The sequence below is a fragment of the Marisediminitalea lipolytica genome (genome assembly GCF_001758465.1).
Classification (GTDB): domain Bacteria; phylum Pseudomonadota; class Gammaproteobacteria; order Enterobacterales; family Alteromonadaceae; genus Alteromonas; species Alteromonas lipolytica.
Genome location: NZ_MJIC01000001.1, coordinates 14,267 through 37,812, shown reverse-complemented (window position 1 = coordinate 37,812; position 23,546 = coordinate 14,267). Strand labels below are relative to the sequence as shown.

Below are 23,546 nucleotides of genomic sequence, written 5' to 3'. Positions count from 1 at the left end.
GCAACGCATCGGTGTTGCAGTTGTCGATTCAGTGATACAAATGTTTACGCCCTCCCTAAAATCCTTTTTATTATTAAAATTCAGAATCTTAGAAATTAAAAACACATACCTGACTGTAATCCTGCGCTACTCAGAAAGCGTTGCTGATTCACTTTATTCCATCCTTGCCCATACTTTTATGCAAAAAAAAGCTTTTTCTCCACTATTCCAGCGTTTGGCATGTAATCTGCAATTTCACGCTACTTTTCAATAAAAACCTGTGGTTTTACACGCGATTGCGCAAAGAGAGTGCAAATGTTGTCTTTTTCCTCCCCATTGTTGGTCTTATCACGGCGGCGCCTTTGCTCTGCTTCGTCGCTCGGTTTATTGCTGCTGAGTATCAGTGCACCTTCTTTTGGCCAGCCGGCACAGCCAGGCTTAAGTCGTGATGAAGTAGGTGAATTAATCGCCGACCGCTGTGAAGGTTGCCATAACGACTATGACTATGCTGGCAACTGGTCTTTAGAAGAAATTCACGTGAGTGATATTGAACGCGGTAAAAACCAAAAACTGTGGGAAGCAATTTTGAAATCCGTGTCTATGGGCGACATGCCACCGGCAGATAAAAAGCAGCTGACTATTGCGCAAAAAGCCGGTTTACTGCAATGGTTGCAAACGGGGCTGGATGACTATAGCGAACAACACCCTAACCCCGGTCGTTCTACTCTGCGGCGCTTAAATCGCAGCGAATATGCTAATTCTGTGCGGGATTTACTGGCTCTTGAGGAAGACATTACGCCACTGTTGCCCGGCGATGTCTCGGGCTACGGCTTTGACAACAACGCCGATGTACTGGGCGTTTCTACCACACTGCTTGAGCGCTACCTGTCGGTGGCCGGAAAGGTCAGCCGCCTGGCCACCGGCTTAACCGGCGAATCTATCAGCAAAAAAACCTATGTGGTGCCTAAAGACGGCTCGGTAAAAAACAGCGGGGTTCCCTCTTTTGACTTACGCACCAGCGAGCAACTGCCACTGGACTCCCGCGGTGGCGGTAGCTTTGACTTTTATGCACCGGTGACCGGGGTATACGAAATTGCCGGGTACCTTAATGCCAATACCAATAACGAAGTCGACCGACTCGATGAGCTGCGTTATCACTATCAGCTGACATTATCAGCAGGCCACCACAGCATTGGCATGAGTTTTCGTAAACAACTCGCCCTGAGCGAACACGTGCCCACCATCCGTAAAGGCACCGAACATGTGGTCCTGCCAGACCGCGCCGCGGCATTGCTGGACCTCGATTTTATTGTGGATGGTGCCCGGGTTAATTCCCAGCAAGTACCGTCCTATCATATGTCATCACGCTTCTCCCAGGCGGCATTTTTACGCGACGTGCTGGAAATGGAAGTTGTAGGTCCTTTTGCCAGCGAACCCGGATTACCGGATACGCCCAGCACGCAAAAGATATTTATTTGCTCTCCAACGAATTCAGCGGCTGCCTCAGCTAAGCAAAATGCTGAGCTTGATTGTGCCCGCAGCATCATCGCCTCACTCACCACCGAGGCCTATCGTCGCCCGGTAACCGACGCAGATGTCAGTCCTCTGCTCAACGTATATAAAGCCGCCAGAAAAGATTTGGATTTCACCTCCAGCATTGCCACCACGCTGCAAGCTTTGTTAATTTCCCCGGGCTTTTTATACCTGCAGGAACCCGTGCCTGATGGAGTTTCTCCCGGCAGCGTTTATCAGCTGAGTGATAGTGAATTTGCAGCGCGTCTGGCACTGTTTTTATGGAGTAGCTTACCGGATAAAGAACTGACTGACCTGGCCCTTGCCGGGCAGTTAAGAGAGCCTGATGTGCTGAGCAGCCAAATAAAACGCATGCTGAAATCAGACAAAGCCCGGGCGCTTACCGATAATTTTGCCGGACAATGGCTGTATTTACGTAATATTCCTTTTCACACGCCGGACGTATTTGAATTTCCGCAATTTACGGTGCCATTACGCCAATCAATTAAGCGCGAAACCGAACTGTTTTTTACCCGAATTCTTAAAGACGATAAGCCAATATTTGACTTTTTAAATGCTGACTACAGCTACCTTAATCAACAGCTGGCCGAACATTACGGCATTGAGGGAGTATCTGGCAGCGCCTTTCGCGAAGTGGACTTAACGGCCTATCCCCAGCGAGGCGGGCTATTAGGCCAGGCCAGCATTTTAACCTTAACCTCCAACCCCAATCACACCTCACCGGTAAAACGGGGCAAATGGATCCTTGATAATCTGCTGGCCGCCAGCCCACCGCCGCCCCCACCTGATGTACCGGCACTGGTTGCCGAACATGATGGCGTGGCATTGACCGCCCGTGAACAATTAAAGCGACACCGCCAAGATCCGGTTTGCGCAGCCTGTCACATTCGCATGGATCCGCTGGGTCTGGCGCTGGAAAAATACGATGCCGTAGGCGCATTCAGGACAAGTTATGCCAGTCAGCCAATCGACGTTTCAGCCCGTATGCCCGATGGTACGCAGTTTGAGGGATTACCTGGTTTACAGCAGGTTTTGTGGGACCGCAGAGAACGTTTTGCCATGGCATTTACCGAACGATTGTTAACCTATGCCCTGGGCCGCGGTCTGGAAGCTTATGACCAACCGGTGATCCGTGATATTACCCGACAAGCCAGCGCCCATGACTATCGAATTCACAGCATCATTGAAGCTGTGGTTACCAGTATGCCGTTTAACTTTAAAAAAGCACCTGAGGCTCCTCATGAAAAGCAACAGTTCGTTAAAGCACACTAAAGGAAGCTTAACGCGCCGCACCTTTTTGAAAGGTGTGGGCGTTTCCCTGGCACTGCCAGCCATGGAGTCGCTGTTGCCTGCTGCAGCCGCCAGTACCCTGGAGCAGCGCCCCAAGCGCATGACGGTATTTTACTCGCCGAATGGCGTACGCATGCAGCGGTACACGCCGCTAACAACCGGCAGCGACTACGCCATGACACCAATACTCCAACCGTTGGCAAAGGTCCGGGATAAATTTTCAGTCATATCCGGTCTGGCCCACTATCAGGCCAGCGCCTTTGGCGCGCCTCCGGCCGGACATGGTCGCAGTTGCCCTGCCTTTTTAACCGGGGCGCACGCAAAGGCAACTGAAGGTGCCGACATCTACTGCGGTATATCCGCCGATCAGGTAGCTGCACGCTATTTTGCCAAAGACACTCAACTGGCCTCGCTGGAGCTGGGTATTGAACCACCGAGTCTGGTGGGCAGCTGCGATATTAACTACAGCTGCACTTACACCAATACCATTGCCTGGAAGAGCCCAACCCAGGCCCTGCCGGCCATGGTGGCACCAGGCGATGTATTTGAACATTTATTTGGTGATGGCAATAAAATTGATGAAAAAACCCGGCAAATGCGCCTGGCCCATAAAAGCAGCATTCTGGACTTTATCCATGTAGAAGCAAAACGCCTGAACAACCGACTGGGCATGAACGACCGGCACAAGATGGAGCAATATCTGGAGTCGGTGCGCGATGTCGAACGCCGGATCAGTAAAGCCCGCCAAACTACCATCGAAATGAATCTGGCAGACTTGGCCGTACCGGCCAACGTACCAGCCGACTTTGAAGAACACGTCAAAATTATGCTGGACTTGCAAATGCTGGCGCTGCAAACCGACATGACCCGCGTGAGCACCTTCATGCTGGGTCGGGAGCTGAGCAATCATGCTTATACCAATCTGGGTATTCCCGATGGCCATCATGCACTGAGTCATCATGCAAACGTGCCAGAGAAAATCGACAAACTGGTAAAAATTAATGCTTACCACATGCAGCTGTTTGCCGATTATCTGGAAAAAATGGCCAGTATTCCGGATGGCGAATCCACCCTGCTGGACAATACCTTTGTTATTCGCGGGGCCTGTATTGGCGAGAGTAACGAACACGATCACATGGACTTACCGATTATTCTGGCCGGTGGCGGCCTCAGGGGCAATCGTCATATCGCAGCCGACAAACACACGCCAATGTGTAACCTGCTGCTGTCGGTATTACAGCAAATGGGCATACCGCTGGAAAGTTTTGGTGACAGCAGCGGGCCGCTGAACGGTTTGATTGGCTGAGGAGTAATAGTGATGTTGCAAAAAGTATTCAAAACTCAAGGTAAATTGCTCGCTGGTACCACAGTAAAAACTACCATCTTAACTTTGGTAATGTTATGCAGCGGCTGTAGCCACGAAACTCAGGTTACTCCGGCCCCGCTTGTGGTGGCAAATGCGGTACAGCAAGAGGAGTTGCTCAAAATCAAGCGCGCAATTCTAGATTTGGATTACGCACAGGTGAATGCACTGAGCAGCAAAGTGGATATGAACCAGCCCTTACCCGATGAGTCATCGTTACTGGCCTGGGCCATAGAAACCCAGGACCCCAAACTGATAAGCTTGCTGTTACAACAAGGTGCAAAAGCCAACCTGACTCATGGCAACCATTTTAGCCCGATTATTCAGGCCTGCCGGTATGGTAATGAAGAAATTATTAATGCGTTATTAGATCGGGGAGCCGATCCCAACAGCACTATCAACGATGGCACCAGTGTACTAATGTTATGCGCGGCTTCAACTTCACCGGATATGCTGTCGCGCTTAATCAGTCAGCGTACCCCGGTTAACGCTGAAAACCAGCATGGCCAAACAGCATTAATGTTTGCAGCTAACGCCGGAAAGTCCGAAAACATGCGTTATTTGCTCATCAACGGGGCAGAGATTAACAAACAAACCCAGGAAGGCTACAGCCCCCTGTTTTTCGCTATAAAAAGTCAGGACTTAGAGGCCGTTTACACCGCGTTATTATTCGAGGCAGATTTATCAGCTACGGCTAAAGATGGCACAACAGCGGCTCAGCTCGGCGTTTACACCAAAAACTATGCTTTTTTAACCATGTTGGTGACCGAACTTGACTCGTGGTTGTCCCCGGATGCAGCGAAATCAGTCCTGGCCGGGTTTGACCGGGATGGCAATCAGCTACTCCACGTTGCAGTTCAGGCCAATCAGCCGGAACTGGTAGCAGCTCTGTTAAAGGCAGGCGCTGATCCCACCACGATTAGCCAACCATCAACGCTGACCTGGCGTTATGAAGCCAACTTTAAAAGTGAAAATTATATTCCCCCACAGCGCACGCCAGTGGAAATCGCCGAGCAAAATAAGTTAACGGATATTGCGTTGATGTTACGCGGCAAAAGCGACAAGTCAGGGGCGTAGCCGGAATACAAGGCGGCTTAGGGGCTTATAAAATACGAGAAAATCGATGTAATAAAATGGTGCGTCTACCCTGATTCGAACAGGGGACCTCTACCATGTCAAGGTAGCGCTCTAACCAACTGAGCTATAGACGCAAATTTGAAATCGGTGATTACCGAGTGGCGCGTATAATAGCGATGCGCCACGCGCTGTGCAAGTATAAATTGCCAGAATTGCTTTAATTGCCTGTAGATTAACCAATCGGAAAGCTAACCGCCTTTACACAAAAACGGTAATGGCTGAATAACGTCCATAATACGCCCGTTCTGATAAAGCTGTGTAAAGCTCTCCCCCAGCCGGTCTGACTCGCTAATGACTGTTTGCCAGTACTGGATCCTGGTTTTCGCGTCCAGGGTTTCAAAGTCTTTGCGGTCGGGAATTTTACTATAAGGCAGCGATGCAACAAATTCATCCGATGGCACCAGCATTACCACATTATCAAAACTGCTGGCGTGGGGTACCCGACGTTTTAACCCTTTATCAAACCAACCGGGCACCGCTTTAGGGTAAAAGTGCGGATATAACACTAACCCTTCTTCAGCGCCGGTACCGCAAGCGAGCGATAAATCAAAGTGATAGTCGATAATTCCGCCATCGCGGTACATGCCCCGAGGCGCGTCAACGATATGCTCAACGCCATCAATCACCAGAGGAATAGCCCCCGATGCGAGCAAAGCGTCTTTAACGTTATTTTGCCCAAGTACCATATAGTCGGTGGGCAAAGTATAGGGATCGCTGATTTTCAGGTGACTGTTTGGTGCCGAAAAAACACTGCGGGTATATAATTTTTTCAGCAGTCGCCTGTCCACAGTATTGACCAGCGCACTTAGCCCTAAACCGGCCAACTGTCGGTATTTTCCAGCGTGCTGCATTAAGCCATGACAACGGGCAGCAATAATATGCAATTTAAAGCGCTCATTGGTAAGTACGTCCATTACCCCATTTTGCCCCATTACGTAATCGATTAGCGCTCGAGCCTTTTGCGTAATTTCGGCTGCATTCGGTTTAGCAGAATAAACCGTTTGCGAATAGTTTTCGGCTAACCGGTTAATCGCAGCCAGCGGATCCTGTTGCACAAAACAGGCAGCACGAAACGCACCTGCCGATGAGCCAATCACATTCACCGGCTGAGCTGAATCGGCAAAAAATGCCGGAAACAGGATCCGATCCAACCCTGCCAGCACAAACCACTTTGGCCCACCAGACGCACCGAGCACATGAGAAAACAGATCAGGCGTAAATCCTTGCTGACGAATTTTTTGCATTGCCGAAGGGCCTGCATAAATGTTGAGCGGAGCGTTCAGAATTGACTTCCCTGGATTTAAAACGGTGTAATTGTGGTCAATCCTAACCTAATGCACAGGTAAGGTAAATTACCCACAGGCACAGCTTTTGAACACCCTAAAAAGTTGTGAAAAAGGCTGGATTATTCCCTTAAATTATGCCCATCAACATACTGTACATATATTGAACAGCAAAAATAAACCATAATTATCATTAAGTTACAGCTTACCTCATAACTACTCAACAAAGTTATCCACAGATATAGTGGATAACCCTGATTGTGCGAAATTTCCCTTGGGAACACACGCCCAATAAGGTATAAAGAAGCGATAAGCAAGCACTAAATTGACTAATGACCGTTTCTGTTGCAAAAAAAATTGAGCTTAGCGCCCCGGCCACCGGCAGACCAATTTTTAACCTCGTGGCACCAGCCACGGGCGACATTTTACTGCTGGATAAACTCGATGATCCCATCGTTCAGGCCGGGCTTTTGGGATCAGGCGTTGGCATAGTCATGACAACCGGCGAGATCGTCGCCCCCACCAACTGCATTGTTGAGCAAATCGATATCAGTAAATCACAAGTCCGGCTGGTTAACCCAAAAGGGCTGAAGCTGTTGCTGCAAATTGGAGAAACGGGCGCAGTAAAATATGGCGAGCGAATACAGTGGCAAGTTAAAAGTGGACAGCGCTGTAAACAAGGCACTTCCCTGGTTAAAACTGATCCGCTGTGGATAAAACAGCAAGGTGCGCTACCAGTATGTATTCTCACCATAGTAAATGGCGCCAAACTAGGCGCCATTGTGTTAACTACTGATAATAAAGTTAGGGCAGCAGACGACTCCTTTTTAACGCTTTACGTATGAGGTGTCGGCACCGCTGCTTAGATTTATCCCTTGTTCAGCGTATAGCTAAGGGTAATTTCGGCATTTAGTACTTTAGATATAGGACAGTTTTGCTTAGCACCATCAGCTATTTCCGCAAATTGCGCCGGCTCAATACCGTCCACAACCGCATCCAGAACCAGCGCTGACTGGGTTACGCTAAAGCCATCGCCGTCTTTATCCAGCGATACAGAAGCTTCTACAGAAAGTTCACCGTGTTCAAATCCGGCGTCGGCCAGCGCGAAGGACAAAGCCATGGCAAAACAACTGGCGTGCGCAGCGCCCAGCAGCTCTTCGGGATTAGTGCCTGGTTCGTCCTCAAAGCGGGTGTTAAAACCATAGGGCTGCTCTTTTAGCGCGCCACTTTGCGTGCTGACTTTACCCAGCCCCGCTTTACCCAGTGGTTTGTAATATGCTGATGCACTTTTAACGATACTCATCGATTACCTCCGATAGTTTTTGTCAGGCTGCCAAAGGGTTAATTTGGCTTGTATACCTATTCAAAGCAGGAGCTGTGCCGAAAAAAGCAAATCCGCTACAGGCAAGGCACAGCAAGAGATTGAGCGCGCCACCAGTATTTAAATTGCTAAAATCATCAGGCCGACTGTGTCATAATTACGCACTGCAATGCAAAATTGCATCGCCGCTTTCCTGCGCAGTGGTTTTACAGTATCAGCGCAGCAGGATAGACTTGCGGCACTTCAATATTTAACACGTGACAATAAAGGCAGCCACATGACGGTAGTGATGTACGGTATTCCCAACTGCGATACCATAAAAAAAGCGAAAAACTGGTTAACAGAACACGATATCTCGTTTGAATTTCACGACTATCGCAAGCAGGGCGTACCTCAGGATGTGCTTGAACAAGCGCTGGCCGAACTCGGCTGGGAACAAGTTCTCAACAAGCGTGGCACCACTTATCGCCAGTTGAGTGACGACCAAAAAGCATCGCTGTCGGCGGCGACAGCCCTGCCCTTGCTAACAGACAACCCGGCCATGATTAAACGCCCTTTGCTGGCGGTGAACGGTCAGTTACATTTAGGTTTTAAACCCGCTCAGTATCAGGAGATTTTTAACTCATGACCGACGTTTTAGCGTTAACTAAAGAGCTCATTAACCGACGTTCTGTGACGCCCGAAGATGCCGGGTGTCAGGATTTTATGAAAGACTGGCTGGCAGAGTCCGGGTTTGAAAACGAAACCATGGTGTTTGAGGATACCACCAACCTGTGGTCACGCCGCGGCAGCGAAGGCCCGGTTTTTTGTTTTGCCGGCCATACCGATGTGGTACCCAGCGGCCCGGAAGATGCCTGGCAAACGCCGCCTTTCAGCGCTACCGAAAAAGATGGCAACCTGCACGGTCGTGGCGCAGCCGATATGAAAGGCTCATTAGCCGCCATGCTGGCCGCAACCCGTCAGTTTGTGGCAGATTATCCTGATCATCACGGTAGTATTGCTTACCTGATTACCAGCGATGAAGAAGGCCCTTTTATTAACGGCACCACGCGGGTTATCGATACCCTGGAAGCCCGCAATGAAAAAATCACCTGGTGCATAGTAGGCGAACCCTCAAGCACAAAGGTAGTTGGTGATGTAGTGAAAAACGGTCGACGTGGTTCTCTCACCGGTGATCTGGTGGTAAAAGGCATTCAGGGGCATGTAGCTTATCCGCATCTGGCCAGAAACCCGGTTCATCAGGCGGCCCCTGCCCTCGATGAGCTGGCGTCGTCACACTGGGACAACGGCAACGAATTCTTTCCTCCCACCAGTTTCCAGATTTCTAACATACACGGTGGTACCGGTGCGGGTAATGTGATCCCCGGTGAACTGCATGTGTGTTTTAACTTCCGCTTTTCCACCGAAGTGACTGACAAGCAGTTAATTGCCCGGGTTGAAGAAATCCTCGACAAGCACAATCTTGAATACGAGATTAAATGGACTTTTAACGGCCAGCCATTTTTAACCGACCACGGTAATCTGCTTAGTGCAGTACAAAAGGCAATTAGCAGTGAGATGGATTTTGACACTGAGCTGTCAACCGCTGGCGGTACCTCTGATGGGCGTTTTATTGCACCAACGGGAGCTCAGGTAGTGGAGTTAGGCCCGGTGAATGCCACCATCCATAAAATCGATGAGCATGTGCGGATCCAGGACCTCTATCATCTGGAGCGGATTTATTACCGTATTCTGGAGAATCTGCTGACATGAACCTCGCTCAGGCCTGGCTTGGTCGCGATGACAGCGCTTTAATCGCAGTCGGTGAATCTCACCGCCTGTTACCTGACGTTGCCGCCGCCTTCTCAGCGATGCAAACGCAGGCACAGGCAGATGGCCAGGATTTGCAGTTGGTTAGCAGCTATCGTAGCTTCGAGCGCCAGCTGGCCATCTGGAATCGAAAATGGCGTGGCGAACTGCCCTTATACAATCATCGCGGTGAACGGGTCGACAGCGCCCGCTTAACCGCTGAGGAACGGGTGTATACTATTCTTATCTGGTCGGCATTGCCCGGCGGTAGTCGTCATCACTGGGGGTCCGACCTCGACGTTTACGATAAAGCCTCGGTGGATGCCGCCGGCGGTGAGTTTGATTTGGTTGATGCAGAATATCGCCCTGGTGGACCTTGCTATGCCCTGGCGCAATGGTTAAATAAACATCTAGATTCGTTTGGTTTTAGCCGACCGTTTTTACAGGACAAAGGGGGCGTGGCAACCGAGTTATGGCATCTGAGTCACACTGTAAGTGCTGCTGAGTTTGAAAAATTTCGCTCGCAACAGGCACTCAGTGACTGTCTAAACGCAAGCCAGATGGAAGGAAAACAAACCGTGCTGGCCATGCTTGACGAGCTGTATCCACGTTTTGTATTAAATCTGGGAGCACAGGAAACATGAATATCTGGTTAGTACTGGGCATTATTGTGATGGTATTAGGCGTTATAGCCAGCAATATTATGCTGCTGAAATACAGCGCAAAATTTAAAATGCCTAAGGCTTACACACCGCCAGAAGTCCCCCACGACAAAAAAACAGACAACGCTCCCCCGCCGTCTGATAAATCTGTTGGAGAGTAGTAAAGATTCATACCGCTCAATACGGCTTTGAACGAAAAGCGGAAGTCAGGAAGGCTGATTAGGAACGTCGGCTAAAGACAATGAAGTCATCTGCATCAGACTTAAATTTTATCAATTAAGGAACGAAATGAGGATCGTCTGCTAAGCCAATAAATAAAGGTTCCAGACCTGCTTTTCATCACACTATACGTAAAAAGAAGTGTACAATTTTTGAACTGAAACGTACTTTTATAGGGTGTGCAGGATTTCATTACTCTAAAGGAATGTCGACATGCTAGTGAGACGCTTTATTGACAATGTGAAGCAACAAAGTTGGTTTGCTGTCGGGCTTGATGTGCTGGTTGTGATCGTGGGTATCTTTGTTGGCTTGCAGGTAACAGCATGGAATAACGAACGGGCAAACAAAGCCACCGAAATAGAATATCTGTTGGCGATTAAAAAAGACCTGACCGCTGATATTGAAATCATAAAAAGCATCGAGCGCACCAACGAAAGAAAACTCGCCGTGTTTCAGCAAACTATTACATTGCTGCTGGCAAATAGCAGTGACGCTGAGATAGCAACGGCATTTGCTGCCAATTTCGACCGGTTCGGTCGATTTGGCTTTTTTCGCCAATCTCGCACGGCGTATGATAATTTGACCGACGTTCATAGTATCGAGTTAATAAAAGCCAAAGCGCTGAGAAATCATATTGCAGAATACTATTACAAAAATTACCAGTTCACGGAAGGCACCCAAACGCAGGTAGCCAGAGTAAGCCGCAGTTTCGCCCAAACCTTTCTGCCAAAAATAATGAACGGTGACACGCTAGCGCTAATTTTCGAGCAGGAAAATAACTGGCCCAAAAACAGTGTTATCTCTGTTGAAGATAAAAAGCAGCTTCTTTCGACAGTGTATTTACTCCAAAACTATGTTTTATCCCAGAATGAAACCCTGAATAGCTTTAGTCTTGATGCCGGGGAAATAGCATCAGCGATCGAAAAATACATTAGCGGTGGTGCGGACATGATGCCGGATACAGCTTCTGAAACCAAAACGTAAAGTGTCAGGTGTGGTTACTTTATGGCTCTCCAAGCCATTTTTTTCGCCCAAACTACGCCATAAACTGGTACCGCCAGGCTTGTTGAATAAGTTAGTATAGTGTTGGTAGCGGATGCCGTTTCGATGTCGGATGTGAACAGCACCAGTAAACATTACTGACCCTATATCAGACAAGGAGACGGTTAATGAAATACAAGAATACTCGCTCAATCTGGCTATTGTTGTCACTGTTTGTTTTAATGAATCATAGCGCCTATGCACAGCTTATCAGTGAAACTCCCATTACCTCACCCGCAGACTTTAATGCTTATTTACTGAAGCATGACTCCCTTTTTACCTCTGGGAGGCAACAAAAAACCGACAGCGCGATGCTCGAAAACACCTTCAAGCATAACGTGCGCTTATCGGGGATTGTCTATGAGGTCGATGGCCTTAAAATCCGGGGGTTTGTCTTTAAACCTAACGCGCCGGGGAAATATCCAGCGGTGATTTATAATCGCGGCGGTAATAGGGATTTTGGTTCACTGACGTTTCCGGGATCTTCGATAGGGCCGGCGCAGCTGGCTGAAATTGCCAGTTGGGGCTATGTGGTGATTGCCTCACAATATCGAGGGGGCGGAGGCAGTGAGGGCGCGGATCACTTTGGTGGCGATGATGTAAACGACGTGCTGGCATTACCCTCCGTACTAGCTGGATTTGATGAAGTTGATACCCTGCGTATCGGTCTGTTCGGGTGGTCACGGGGGAGTATGATGAGTTTTCTGGCGCTTAAAAAGGGGCTTAAGGTAAGTGCTGTTGCCGTTGGAGGTATTGTTGCTGATCAGGCCTTAATAGTGGAACACCGGCCGCAAATGGGCAACATGTTTGCTGAAATGGACCCGCAGTACCAGCGGGATCCGCAAGCCTGGCTAGCAGAGCGCTCAGTATTAAACTGGCTTGACAAGTTACCTAAAGTGCCAATGTTAGTGCTAAACGGTTCTTCTGATTGGCGTACCCGTTCAAGCCAGGCGTTAAAGCTTGTTGAGGCGTTGGATGAAAAACGCTATCCCGTGCGGTTTATCATGTACGAAGGTGCCGATCATGCTATTAGTCAGTATCGGGAAGAGGTCTTTATGCAACTTCGCAACTGGCTTGACCGGTATGTGAGGGATCAACAACCGCCGCCCATTATAAACTATGCCCCTAAAGGGTAATTCTGTTAATTTAATTCATATACGAGTTAGCAATTACGGACTTTGACTCAAACCAGATCTCGCGATCAGTGAATGGCTTATGGCGTGAAGCGGACACCAAGTGGGCTGATTGGGAACTCACAACAAACAGCTGACGTTTAACGCCGCTAACACGCGCAACTTTGAAGTGGAGTCGAAGCAGCAATGAAAAAGCTGTCGCCGTGATTGGCCTTGTTAGCGATCAATTGCGTCCAAGATCGCCTTGTACGAATCCACTATTTTCTCGACTAATATATTGTAAATAGCTTCGTACCCACAGCCTTTTTCCAGGCCCAATCTAGAACAGACCGAATCGTGCTTTTCCTGCCGTGTTTCTGCACTTTGCAAATGCGAACAAATTATTCGGCTGCTCTGCCGATATATTAATACAATATTACTTATTAATGTAGCAAATTCGTTAATGAGCTTGTAAATAGTTTTTATACCCTATGCCTGTCAGCGCTAATACCAGCATAGCGCTAACAAAGACTCAGAGGGTGGTTTTTAATGCGATGGGAACATGGTAGGCAGTCACTCTGATCGAATGATTGCCAGATAGTTGAACCTGCGACATAAATCGGTCAATCACCGCCAGCGGGTATTTAAACTCTTAACCCAGCGGACTATCATTCGCTTCTTAGCTATTTAAGAAGGATATTTTTGTGAGTCAGGCAACTGTTAAGTTACTTCAGGATTACTACGCTGCTTTTAATAAGCAGGATATGGACACCTTTTTGTCGCTGCTCACTGATGATGTTATTCATGACATCAATCAGGGCGCTCGCGAAGTGGGTAAGGTTGCCTTTGCGGCGTTTATGGAGCGTATGAACCAAAACTACAAAGAAACCATTGTAGATATTGAGGTAATGACCAATACCGCGGGCGATCGCGCTGCAGTAGAGTTCACCGTATTAGGAGAATACCTGGCCACCGATGAGGGTTTACCCGAAGCCAACGGGCAAACGTATAAACTGCCCGCCGGTGCGTTTTTTGAAATTCGCGATGGCCTGGTTGCACGGGTAACCAACTATTACAACCTTGAAGACTGGATAGCACAGGTTTCGGCCTGATTGCTACACAACACTTATTATGCTTACTTTTAAATGTTTATCCGGTGCCGCGCTACATCAATATATAGATGAGCTCGCCCAACTGCGCATGCAGGTGTTTCGCGACTTTCCCTATTTGTATGATGGCGATGCCGCTTACGAAGCCCGGTATCTGAGCACCTATATTGAGGCGCCAGACAGTATTATCGTACTGGCATTCGATGGCGCTAAAGCCGTAGGCGCATCTACCGGCGTACCGCTGAAACATGAAACTACGGAAGTAAAGCAGCCTTTTGTTGAGGCCGGGTTTGATACTGAGCGCATATTTTATTGTGGCGAGTCGGTGCTGCTGCCACAATATCGTGGTCAGGGCGCGGGCGTTGCCTTTTTTGAATACCGTGAGGCGCACGCCATGTCCATCGCAGGCATTACCCATTCCTGTTTTTGTGCGGTTGAGCGCCCGGCCGATCACCCGGCTCGCCCGGCTCGCCCGGCAGATTTTCAGCCGCTTGATACATTCTGGCAGCATCGCGGCTATCAGAAATGTGCCGACCTGACGACCACCTTCAGTTGGAAGGAAGTGGGAGAGTCTGAGGAGTCTGCCAAACCCATGACATTCTGGATGAAAGCACTCACTTAGGAGTAGCAATGCATACATTTAAACTGGCCTCGGCTCAGTATGACAGCGTTTTTTTTGAACACTGGGATGAGTTTGCCCGAAAGCTTGATGACTGGGTAAGCCGTGCGGCCAGACAAGGTGCCAGACTGCTGGTTTTTCCTGAGTATGGCAGTATGGAGCTCGCCTCCCTGTTTGGTGAAGCGGTGTATAGTGATTTAGCTAAGCAACTCCACGCTATGCAAAGCCTGTTACCCCGTTGGGTTGCTCAGCATAAATCGTTAGCGGCTGAATACGACGTGCATATTCTGGCCAGTTCTTTTCCTACCGCGCAGGAAGATGGCAGTTTTGTAAATCGCGCTAACCTGTTCGGCCCTGAGGATCTGCTCGGCTATCAGGATAAGCTCATTATGACCCGGTTTGAGAACGAACAATGGCACATCAGCCCGGGCACCGACATTAAAGTAATTGATACAACACTTGGCCGAATCGGCATTCACATTTGTTACGACTCAGAATTTCCCATGATCGCCAACCATCAGGTAGCGGCAGGCGCCGATTTGTTGCTGGTACCCAGTTGTACGGATACCCAGGCGGGCTTCCACCGTGTTCGCATTGGTTGTCAGGCGCGCGCATTAGAAAATCAGTGCTATGTGGTTCAGTCACCTACGGTTGGCGATGCCAACTGGTCACCAGCCGTCGACGCCAACACTGGCCGCGCCAGCGTTTATAGCCCGGTTGATTATGGTTTTCCGGCGAACGGTATTTTAGCCGAGGGAGAAAACAGCGACCCAGCCTGGGTGTATGCCACCGTCGACCTGGGGGAAATTGCCCGAATTCGTAATGAGGGGCAGGTATTTAATTACCGCGACTGGCCCAAACAATTCGAAAAAAACGCCCCCGGGCGCGATTGAGTTAACCCGCCAGGCGCATCCCCCCCATTCGCCTGGCCATCATCAAACTCACCGGCAACCGCGTTTATACCAGTTTGTTGCTGCCGTAATATTGCGTCGATATCACTCAGAATACGCTTCTGCCCGAGCAGCTTCTGAAAGATATCAGCGACAATAGACGTTCTCTCTTTAGCCCCTTGTTTAATTTCTTCCATGGCATCCAGAGCGATAGTGGATTGAGTCATGCAATCTTCACATGACACCACCGCAGACTGCATCCCCATGCCGGCATCGGCCGAGGTTTGCTTTAACTGTCTGACAATTATTGCGATCTCCTCGCTGGATGCATTGGCACTCCCCGCCAATTGCCGCACTTCGTTGGCGACTACCGCAAACCCCTTACCGTGATCCCCCGCTCTGGCCGCTTCAATCGACGCATTGAGTGCCAGCAAATTGGTTTGTTTAGCGATATCCTGAATTTTAACCACAATGGAGGCTATCTCATCAGACTGCCGGGCCAACTGGCTGAATACCTCGCCTACGCTGTGGATATGCTCCGCCAGAAATCCTATGGCCTTCTGACTGTTTTGCGTGCTTTCGTAACTCTGTTCGACTCTTTGCCCGGAGTAACCGGCCAGTTCGCGGGCTTTCTCCATGCCCAGTAACACTTCAGATAACCTGTGTGCCCCTTGTTGCGTATGCATAGCTACCTGTTCACAGAGTGCATGGTTATCTGTGATGACTGTTAGTAACGATTCGTCTTTATCACTTGCTGTTGGCTGTGACTGAGCTTTGCTTTCAACCGGTACCTCCACGTATTCGGTGATCACTGATGACTCAGTGAATTGTTGGCAATATAGTATCAGCCACCCAATCACTAAGGTTGTCATTACAGCCACCAGCGAACCAATTAACGGTAAATTCCACAACGCTGCTAACCCTGTCACCAACCATAGTCCGGCTATGGCCAGTCCACCGGCAGCCAGTATTCTGATTTTTCCGGCTCGAGCTTGCTGCTCAACCTCTGCTCTATTATTCAATTCGCTTTCTCCACTGCTTTGTACAACCGTCGCCGGCCGCTTAACAAAAGCAGGACCAGTGCAAAATTAACACCTCTTTTACATTTTCCGCTTAATTTGGCACCACCAGCCAGATAACCCGGTTTATCCGTAACAATAGTGTCTAGTCAGACTAAGCGTCTGCGTTGAGAAACTGTTTCATTTTGAGACGCCCCTTCACATACAGGTGTTATTTTTTAAAACACTGAAACTCGATACTTTTTAACAAAATTCACATAAGCACCTGTTTTTATTAAGCACTTTTGTTTATGGAATGTTAAATGCAGAAGGTAGGGCAACGTGATACGTTACTTTTTAATAAGGATAACCAGATGAAAAACACACTACTTAAACCAGCTTTGCTGTCACTCGGCCTTTCATGTGCTGCAGTGAGCCCCCTAACCCAAGCTGCTCAGGTTGCTACCGATCCGGGTGATTACTCACCGCTGCCAGCAGGCATTGATTTGGGTATATTATATCTGCAATCTTTTGATAACGATGAGTTCTATGTTAACGGCCAGCAGGTTGAAAACGGCCCTACACTGAGTGCCGACATTGGCTTACTCCGCTGGGTTCACTACATCGAGGTTGGCGGGTTTATCGTTGATCCGCAGGTTATTTTACCTTTTGGTCAGCTAAAGCTGAATGCCGGTGGCGCTGAAGTTGAAGCTTCGGGTATTGGCGACCCGATCCTAGGCGCAACCATCTGGTTATACAATAACCCCGATACCAAGCAGGCTTTTGGTGTAACGGGTCTTGTGTCCCTGCCATTAGGTAGCTACGACACCGAGAAAGGCCCGGTTAACCTTGGTGAGAATCGCACCAAGTTCATTACCCAGGCTGCTTTTGTCACGCCGATTACCGAGCAGTTTTCAGTTCATCTGATAGGTGAGTACACCTTCTTCGGCGATAATGATGACTTCGGTGCTTCGGGAATCACTCGCGAACAGGACGACCAGTACGGCTATCAGGTACACCTGAATTACCATATTTCTGATACCACCACGGCATCGGTGAACTACTACCACGATTTCGGTGCCGAATCTGAAGTAGCGGGAGTGGACCAACAGGACGAACTGAATAACAACCGCTGGCAGTTTACTGTACAACACTTTGTACAGCCTGATCTGCAGGTTCAGGTACAGTATGGCCGCAGCATTTCAGTAGAAAATGGCTTTTTCGAAAATGACCGTATCAACCTGCGATTTGTAAAAGTCTTTTAATTCATAAGGGTGTAAGTGGTGCGCGTCACTTACACCTTTCTTCACTTTTTAAAGGCCGCATCTAAGCCCGCGATCATTACTGCTCTCCCACCCAAAGTTCGCAATACGAATTATAGTTCACAGTAAAAACATATTACAAATAATTTACAACTTGTGGTAGACTCTGCGTTCGTTAATCGGTTACCCCAAAATACACTGCAAAACGTCTATAGAGGCCTGGCAGTATTCCCGATAGGTTGTAGTAATGAACAATGAACTCAGTGTAATCCGACAGCGTTTTAATGAGGGAGATATTCAGGTAGCTAATATGCTACCGGGTGCCATTCGGGAATCATGGCTTCGCTGCGCAGATCAAACCGTCAGAATGTCCGGAAAGCTTGAATACAGCTACGTGCGTCCTGACAAACTCGAACAACTCAAGTACCAGAACGAAGAACTGCTGACCGTCTCAAATCGGCACGTCGAGCAGCTATATCGGGCTGTCGCAGGTGCAGGCTGGTCGGTACTGCTTACCGACAAGAACTGTAATGCACTGCAGGTCCGTCAGGCAAATCGCCTGAGTAATGCGCGTATCGCTTCGGCATTTCGCGATGGCGTGATGCTCAACGAAGAAAATGTCGGCACCACGGCAATGTCCTGTGCGGTTAACACCAAGCAATTTACCCGTGTGTTTGGTGGTGAACACTACAAAGAACAGCATAATACCTTTCACTGTGCCGCGGCGCCGGTGTTCGATCACATGGGCCGCCTGTGTGCGTCGCTGGACATTACCAACGAACACTCCATTAATGATATGGCCGTGTTTTATATGCTGGAAACCTGTGCGCGCAATATTCAAAAGTCTTTAATTTTGAATCTCAGCGATACCTATGTGATTGAAATTATCCCCTCGTCAGGTCAATTTGGTGATATTACCAACCTGCTGCTGGCCATATCGCCCGACGGCAAGATGACTGGCTGTAACGAAGCCGCGTCGACCTTTATTTCCGATCAGCGTCGTTTCTTTGATACCTGGTTTGACGGTCTGTTCAGTTCCGATATCGGCATCATTCAAAACCGCCGTGCTGCCAGTGGTGAACCTTTCTATCTGACGCTGCATTCAGGTGTAACACTGGCTTCAAGGGTCATTAGTACTCCTTCCTCACCCACCACAGAGGATCGCGGTAGCGAAGAGGTCCGCCCTGCCCCGGTCATTGCATCGGTACCCAATACCACCTTTGGTGATGAACAGTTAGCCCGGTCAGTGGAACGCGGTGCGAGAGTGCTTAATCGTTTGCCGGTGATGCTGTATGGCGAGTCCGGCGTGGGTAAGGAAGTTACTGCCCGCCACCTGCACGATGCCAGTCAGTGTCAGGGCAAGTTTATCTCAATTAACTGCGCTTCAATTCCAGAAAACCTGATCGAAAGTGAACTGTTTGGTTATCAGGCCGGAGCCTTTACCGGCGCCGATAAAAAGGGTTTTAAAGGCCGTATTGCCGAAGCCGACAAAGGCACATTGTTTTTAGATGAAATTGGCGACATGCCGCTGGCTTTGCAAAGCCGGTTACTGCGTGTACTGGAGACCCGCGAGGTAAGCCCGCTGGGTTCATCAAAAGAGCACAAAGTAGATTTTCAGCTAATATGCGCCACCAACGTTAATCTGGAACAGGCCATTGAAGAAGGCCGATTCCGCCAGGATCTGTACTTCCGCCTAAAAGGCTTTGCGATCCCCATCAAACCCTTACGCGAGCGGGACGATAAACTGGCCATCGCACAAACCATTCTGGCCGCCGATTGCCAGTATAAACAACAGCTCAGCGCCGAGGTCAGCCGCTTTATCGAATGCTACAACTGGCCGGGTAATATCCGCGAGTTGCGAAATGTGCTGCTCTACGCCGATGCCATTGGAGACGATAGTCAGACTGTCCAGATGGATGAATTGCCGGAAGAATATCAAACCTGCCAAAGCTGTGTAGCATCGACTGCCATAGCCAACACATCAACCCCAGCTGACTCCGGACGACTGCTTGATCAGGCTAGTCAGGATCTCATCAACCGTGTAGTAGAAGATTGCAGTGGCAACATGAGCCTGGCAGCCAAAAAACTCGGCATTTCCCGGGCGACCTTGTATCGCAAACTGGCTAAAGACCGCTCAGGCACTGCCTTAAACTGAGACGGGTAACACTAGCGGAGTGTTTCATTTTGCAACACTCCGCACACCTCAAATATAAAACTACATAAAATTCAATAAATTAACTTTTAATTAACTTTTGGCATGCTCCCTGCGTAGTCATGGTGTACGTAGTTTTAATCACTATAACAATGATAAAGGGCAATCAAATGTCACAAATTAATAATCAACGCAGGCAGTTTCTGAAACTCGCAACCGCTATCAGCGCAACGGTGATGAGCTGCTCATCGATGCAGGTCATGGCTGGGATCCTGACTGATGACAACAAGATGGATGCTACCGAGCAGGCCGTATTTAACAAAATGCTGGCTATCTCACTGCCCACCGAGGGCAGCAATCTGGTTGACCCGGCCACGTTACCGGTGATTTCAACTATCGAGGGAGCCTTGTTGGCGGGTATGCCCCACCATATTCGTAAAGGTCTGAATCAGGGGATCCATTACTTTAACCAAAGCGCAGAAAAAGCATTTGGTAAGCGGTTTACCAAGCTGTCTGACGAAGAGGCAACTAAATTTGTCGATCAGTGGGCAGCTTCCGACGTAGCGCCGCATCGCGCACTTGCGATGGGCATAAAAAAACTCACCGTACTCGCCTACTGGGCAATTCCTAATACCTGGGCACCACTTGGCTATGACGGCCCCGTGTCTGAGAAATGGGGACTCGCTAAACGCGGTATCACACCAGAGCCACAAGCCTAATCATCGGTAGGAGTACAAAAATGTCTACAAATAAAAATCAGTTAAATGTAATCACTGCTGCCGATATGACGGCGGCTCAACTCGACCTTGACGCCGATGTCGTGATTATCGGTTCCGGCGCAGGCGGCGGGATCAACGCTTACGAGCTGGCGAAAGCCGGTAAAAAAGTCGTTGTGCTGGAAGCTGGCCCTTATGTGCCTTCTGAGAAGTTTACCGAAATGATGGCGGTGTCGATGGCAACCCTTTACGAAGGTGAAGGCGCACAAAGCAACACCGACGGTGATATTACTGTATTGCAGGGCCGCTGCGTGGGCGGTTCTACCGTGGTCAATGCGGCATTGTGTTTCCGTACCCCTGATTATTACCTTAAAAAATGGGGTAAGGAATTCGGCCTGACTAACCTCACACCAGAAGTCATGCTGCCCTATTTTGAAAAGGTTGAAGAAAACCTTGGCATCACCGAGGTAAAAGGCCACGAAACCAGTGTGGGTGCAGAGTACATAAAAAAAGGCATGAAGGCGCTGGATATTCCCCTGGGTCTTGCCCGCCGTAATATTCGCGACTGCGCGATGACCGGCTTTTGCTTTGCCGGCTGTAAAACCGACCGCAAACAGTCAATGATGGTGACGTATCTGCCCTGGGCCTGTAACCACGGTGCGGTGATTTATGCCGACACCCGGGTAACTAAAATTAATACGCAAAACGGTGCCGCCAGTGGTGTAAACGCCGAAGTGGTTGACCCTAAAACCGGCAAGGTAAAAACCCGCATGAGCGTTAAAGCGCCAATCGTTGTGCTGGCTGCGGGTCCAACCGGTTCACCTCTGCTGCTGCAACAATCCGGCCTGGCGAATTCAAGCGGTCAGGTAGGTAAAAACTTTGCCTGTCACCCATCGCTGTCGGTCACTGCGATGTTTGATAAAAAGCTTAACGATTTTCACGGTGCTACCCACAGCCTGTTCGACGACAGCCACACACTGCCGGACGATGGCGGCTGGATCCAGCTGAACGCAGTACAGGATCCGGTAGAAGCTTCGTTTATGGCTGAACCCGGCACCGGTAAACCCTATGTGCGCTACATGCAGAATTACCCTAACTCAACACGCTTGATCACCCTGATCCACGATAAGAACGTCGGTGAAGTTACCCTGGAAAACGGCTACAAAGAAATTCGCTATCAGGTTGATGATGAAGACTTTGAAGCCATGAAGAAGGGCCTAAAAGACAATGCCCGGATCCTGTTTGCCTCGGGCGCAAAATACCTGTATCTGCCCACCTCAGACAAGCAGCGTATTAACTCCGTGGATGAAATAGACAGCGTGATTGATGCCCTTGAAAATCAACCAGCGCGTTATCGTTATACGTCGTTCCACCCGCAGGGAACCTGCCGAATGGGTGCCGATAAGCGCAAAACCGTGGTTAACCCCTATGGCGAAACTCATGATATCAAGCGCTTGTATGTAGTAGATGCCAGTTTGCTGCCCACCTCGATTGGTTACAACCCATCAGAGACGGTGTATGCACTGGCCAGTTACATTGCCGATCACATTAACGAAGCGAATCCAAGTTAAGGTATTAACATGAATTACAAAGCTATCAGCCAGAGTGACTTTTCCCTCGACTACACATCTGGTTTTTCTGGTGCAGCGTTCGACATTGTCGAACCTGCCACCGGCACTGTTTTCGGCAGCGTTAACGCTGCCACAGCCGACGAAGCCAGCACCGTTATCGAACGCTGCAAAGCTGCGCAGCCAGAGTGGGCTGCCAGCACGTTTGAACAGCGGGCGGTTATTTTACGCCGCTTTGCTCAGGCGCTGGAAGACAACGCAGAGCTCATCCATACCTGGAATGCCAGAGAGTGCGGCTCTATTCGCCCGAAAAGCGAATGGGAGTTACAAGCCTGTATTGAGCAAACGTACATGGCGGCCAGCCAGGCCCAGGCACCTAATGGCGAAATCTACCCTTCGACCATGCCGGGACGTAAAAATATGCGCGTACGCATTCCGGTAGGAGTGGTGGGTGTTATTGCACCTTGGAACTTCCCGTTACTGCTGTCGTTACGTGCGGTGCTACCAGCGCTGGCCATGGGTAACGCTGTTGTATTAAAACCGGATCCGCAGAGCTTCTTTACTGGTGGTGTTATCATCAAAGAGTTAATGGACGCTGCCGGTTTACCCGAGGGCGTACTCGGTTTACTGCCCGGAGGCGCTGAGCCAGGCCAGGCGGTTGTGGAACATCCGGCAACCGGAATGATCGCATTTACCGGTTCAACGGCAGTTGGCCGCTCAATTGCCCGCCATTGTGCCGAAACCTTTAAGAAAACATCACTGGAACTGGGCGGCAACAATGCCTTTATCGTACTCGACGATGCCGACATTGACTCCGCATCATCATGTGCTGCCTGGGGCGCGTTTTTGCATCAGGGTCAGATTTGCATGCAGTCAGGCCGTCATATCGTTCATGAAGATATTGCTGGTGCCTATATTAATGCACTGGCCGAGCGCGCCAACAACCTATATGCCGGTAACCCCTTTACAGAGCAATGCCACCTCGGCCCGTTGATTAACCAGACCCAGGCCGATAAAGTCAAATCACTGATTGATGACTCGGTTGCCATGGGCGCTGAAATCGTGGCCGGCGGAACAGTGGATGGCCGGTTAGTCAGACCTACAGTGCTTAAAAATGTTACACCAGAGATGCCGGTATTTAAGCAGGAAATCTTTGGTCCGGTCGCACCGGTTGTAACCTTTAAAACTGAGCAGGAAGCCATCGCTCTGGCCAACGCGACTGATCTTGGCCTGTCTGCATCGATTCATACCGGTGACAGTGCGAAAGGTGAATACCTGGCCGGACTAATTGACGCTGGCATGGTGCATGTAAACGATCAGACCGTAAATAATGAGTATCACATTCCATTTGGTGGTCTGAAAGACTCTGGTGATGCTGGACGCATTGGCGGTCCGGTAAACCTTGAAGAGTTTACCCACAATAAGTGGATTAGCGTAATGAACAAAGGTATTCAGTACCCGTTTTAACCGCACTCTCCTTCCTGAAAAGCAGGGCCCTAGGCCC

General features: G+C 49.3%; 21 protein-coding genes and 1 tRNA gene. 18 read left to right on the top strand and 4 right to left on the bottom strand.

The window, feature by feature from the left end; translation table 11 throughout:
- Positions 1–294: 294 nt before the first annotated feature.
- Genes BFC17_RS00195 through BFC17_RS00185 form a run of 3 tightly spaced genes read left to right on the top strand, consistent with a single transcriptional unit; the run spans position 295 to position 5,242 of the window.
- Positions 295–2,784 (top strand): DUF1592 domain-containing protein, encoded by a 2,490-nt coding sequence (locus BFC17_RS00195; protein ID WP_070174445.1) that lies wholly within the window; start codon positions 295–297, stop codon positions 2,782–2,784.
- Entirely contained in the window at positions 2,753–4,108 is a 1,356-nt protein-coding gene (locus BFC17_RS00190) for a DUF1552 domain-containing protein (protein WP_070174444.1), read from the top strand. The genes BFC17_RS00195 and BFC17_RS00190 overlap by 32 nt, the downstream gene beginning before the upstream one ends.
- Positions 4,109–4,120: 12 nt before the next feature.
- The gene (locus BFC17_RS00185; protein WP_070174443.1) at positions 4,121–5,242 is read left to right on the top strand and encodes an ankyrin repeat domain-containing protein; all 1,122 of its coding nucleotides are present in this window, start codon (positions 4,121–4,123) and stop codon (positions 5,240–5,242) included.
- Positions 5,243–5,299: 57 nt separating this feature from the next.
- Here BFC17_RS00185 and BFC17_RS00180 read toward each other — a convergent pair.
- Both BFC17_RS00180 and BFC17_RS00175 read right to left on the bottom strand, forming a co-directional pair.
- Positions 5,300–5,376, bottom strand: a tRNA-Val gene (locus BFC17_RS00180).
- 114 nt (positions 5,377–5,490) lie between these two features.
- Positions 5,491–6,546 carry a patatin-like phospholipase family protein gene (locus BFC17_RS00175; protein WP_070174442.1) on the bottom strand — a complete coding sequence of 352 codons (1,056 nt, stop codon included), beginning with the start codon at positions 6,544–6,546 and terminating at the stop codon, positions 5,491–5,493.
- Between the two features lie 371 nt (positions 6,547–6,917).
- On the opposite strand from BFC17_RS00175, the gene BFC17_RS00170 reads away from it, so the two are divergent.
- Positions 6,918–7,430, top strand: a complete 513-nt coding sequence (locus BFC17_RS00170) for a PTS glucose transporter subunit IIA (protein ID WP_070174441.1) — start codon at positions 6,918–6,920, stop codon at positions 7,428–7,430.
- A gap of 23 nt (positions 7,431–7,453) precedes the next feature.
- On the opposite strand, the gene BFC17_RS00165 is transcribed toward BFC17_RS00170, so the two are convergent.
- Positions 7,454–7,888: an OsmC family protein gene (locus BFC17_RS00165; protein WP_070174440.1), complete on the bottom strand. Its 435-nt coding sequence runs from the start codon at positions 7,886–7,888 to the stop codon at positions 7,454–7,456.
- Positions 7,889–8,183: 295 nt separating this feature from the next.
- Here BFC17_RS00165 and BFC17_RS00160 point away from each other — a divergent pair, with 295 nt between their 5' ends.
- From BFC17_RS00160 to BFC17_RS00120, 9 genes are all read left to right on the top strand, one after another.
- Positions 8,184–8,534 (top strand): ArsC family reductase, encoded by a 351-nt coding sequence (locus BFC17_RS00160; protein ID WP_070174555.1) that lies wholly within the window; start codon positions 8,184–8,186, stop codon positions 8,532–8,534.
- Positions 8,531–9,658 carry a succinyl-diaminopimelate desuccinylase gene (gene dapE / locus BFC17_RS00155; protein WP_070174439.1) on the top strand — a complete coding sequence of 376 codons (1,128 nt, stop codon included), beginning with the start codon at positions 8,531–8,533 and terminating at the stop codon, positions 9,656–9,658. The genes BFC17_RS00160 and dapE overlap by 4 nt, the downstream gene beginning before the upstream one ends.
- Positions 9,655–10,338, top strand: a complete 684-nt coding sequence (locus tag BFC17_RS00150) for a M15 family metallopeptidase (RefSeq protein WP_070174438.1) — start codon at positions 9,655–9,657, stop codon at positions 10,336–10,338. The genes dapE and BFC17_RS00150 overlap by 4 nt, the downstream gene beginning before the upstream one ends.
- Complete coding sequence (locus BFC17_RS00145) at positions 10,335–10,517, top strand: DUF2897 family protein (RefSeq protein WP_070174437.1); 183 nt, start codon at positions 10,335–10,337, stop codon at positions 10,515–10,517. Before BFC17_RS00150 ends, BFC17_RS00145 begins: the two co-directional genes overlap by 4 nt.
- Before the next feature lie 271 nt (positions 10,518–10,788).
- The gene (locus tag BFC17_RS00140; protein ID WP_070174436.1) at positions 10,789–11,559 is read left to right on the top strand and encodes a DUF6090 family protein; all 771 of its coding nucleotides are present in this window, start codon (positions 10,789–10,791) and stop codon (positions 11,557–11,559) included.
- 185 nt (positions 11,560–11,744) lie between these two features.
- The gene (locus BFC17_RS00135) at positions 11,745–12,752 is read left to right on the top strand and encodes an alpha/beta hydrolase family protein (protein WP_070174435.1); all 1,008 of its coding nucleotides are present in this window, start codon (positions 11,745–11,747) and stop codon (positions 12,750–12,752) included.
- 680 nt (positions 12,753–13,432) lie between these two features.
- Positions 13,433–13,840, top strand: coding sequence for a ketosteroid isomerase-related protein (locus BFC17_RS00130; RefSeq protein WP_070174434.1), 408 nt, complete (start codon positions 13,433–13,435; stop codon positions 13,838–13,840).
- Positions 13,841–13,859: 19 nt separating this feature from the next.
- Entirely contained in the window at positions 13,860–14,459 is a 600-nt protein-coding gene (locus BFC17_RS00125; RefSeq protein WP_175439505.1) for a GNAT family N-acetyltransferase, read from the top strand.
- An 8-nt stretch (positions 14,460–14,467) separates the two neighbouring features.
- On the top strand, positions 14,468–15,349 hold the full coding sequence (locus BFC17_RS00120) for a carbon-nitrogen hydrolase family protein (RefSeq protein ID WP_070174432.1): 882 nt from the start codon (positions 14,468–14,470) through the stop codon (positions 15,347–15,349).
- Here the strand turns inward: BFC17_RS00120 and BFC17_RS22885 are convergent.
- A complete protein-coding gene (locus BFC17_RS22885) occupies positions 15,298–16,368 on the bottom strand; it encodes a methyl-accepting chemotaxis protein (protein WP_070174431.1) in 1,071 nt (356 codons plus the stop codon). The genes BFC17_RS00120 and BFC17_RS22885 overlap by 52 nt on opposite strands.
- Positions 16,369–16,718: 350 nt before the next feature.
- Between BFC17_RS22885 and BFC17_RS00110 the strand changes: the two genes are divergently transcribed.
- The 5 genes from BFC17_RS00110 to BFC17_RS00090 all read left to right on the top strand — a co-directional run bounded on the left by BFC17_RS00110 (position 16,719) and on the right by BFC17_RS00090 (position 23,509).
- Positions 16,719–17,609 (top strand): transporter, encoded by an 891-nt coding sequence (locus BFC17_RS00110; RefSeq protein WP_070174554.1) that lies wholly within the window; start codon positions 16,719–16,721, stop codon positions 17,607–17,609.
- Between the two features lie 244 nt (positions 17,610–17,853).
- A complete protein-coding gene (locus BFC17_RS00105; protein ID WP_070174430.1) occupies positions 17,854–19,761 on the top strand; it encodes a sigma-54-dependent Fis family transcriptional regulator in 1,908 nt (635 codons plus the stop codon).
- Between the two features lie 167 nt (positions 19,762–19,928).
- Positions 19,929–20,477: a gluconate 2-dehydrogenase subunit 3 family protein gene (locus BFC17_RS00100; protein ID WP_070174429.1), complete on the top strand. Its 549-nt coding sequence runs from the start codon at positions 19,929–19,931 to the stop codon at positions 20,475–20,477.
- Between the two features lie 20 nt (positions 20,478–20,497).
- Positions 20,498–22,045 carry an FAD-dependent oxidoreductase gene (locus BFC17_RS00095; RefSeq protein ID WP_070174428.1) on the top strand — a complete coding sequence of 516 codons (1,548 nt, stop codon included), beginning with the start codon at positions 20,498–20,500 and terminating at the stop codon, positions 22,043–22,045.
- 9 nt (positions 22,046–22,054) lie between these two features.
- A complete protein-coding gene (locus BFC17_RS00090; RefSeq protein ID WP_070174427.1) occupies positions 22,055–23,509 on the top strand; it encodes an aldehyde dehydrogenase family protein in 1,455 nt (484 codons plus the stop codon).
- The last annotated feature ends 37 nt before the right edge of the window (positions 23,510–23,546 follow it).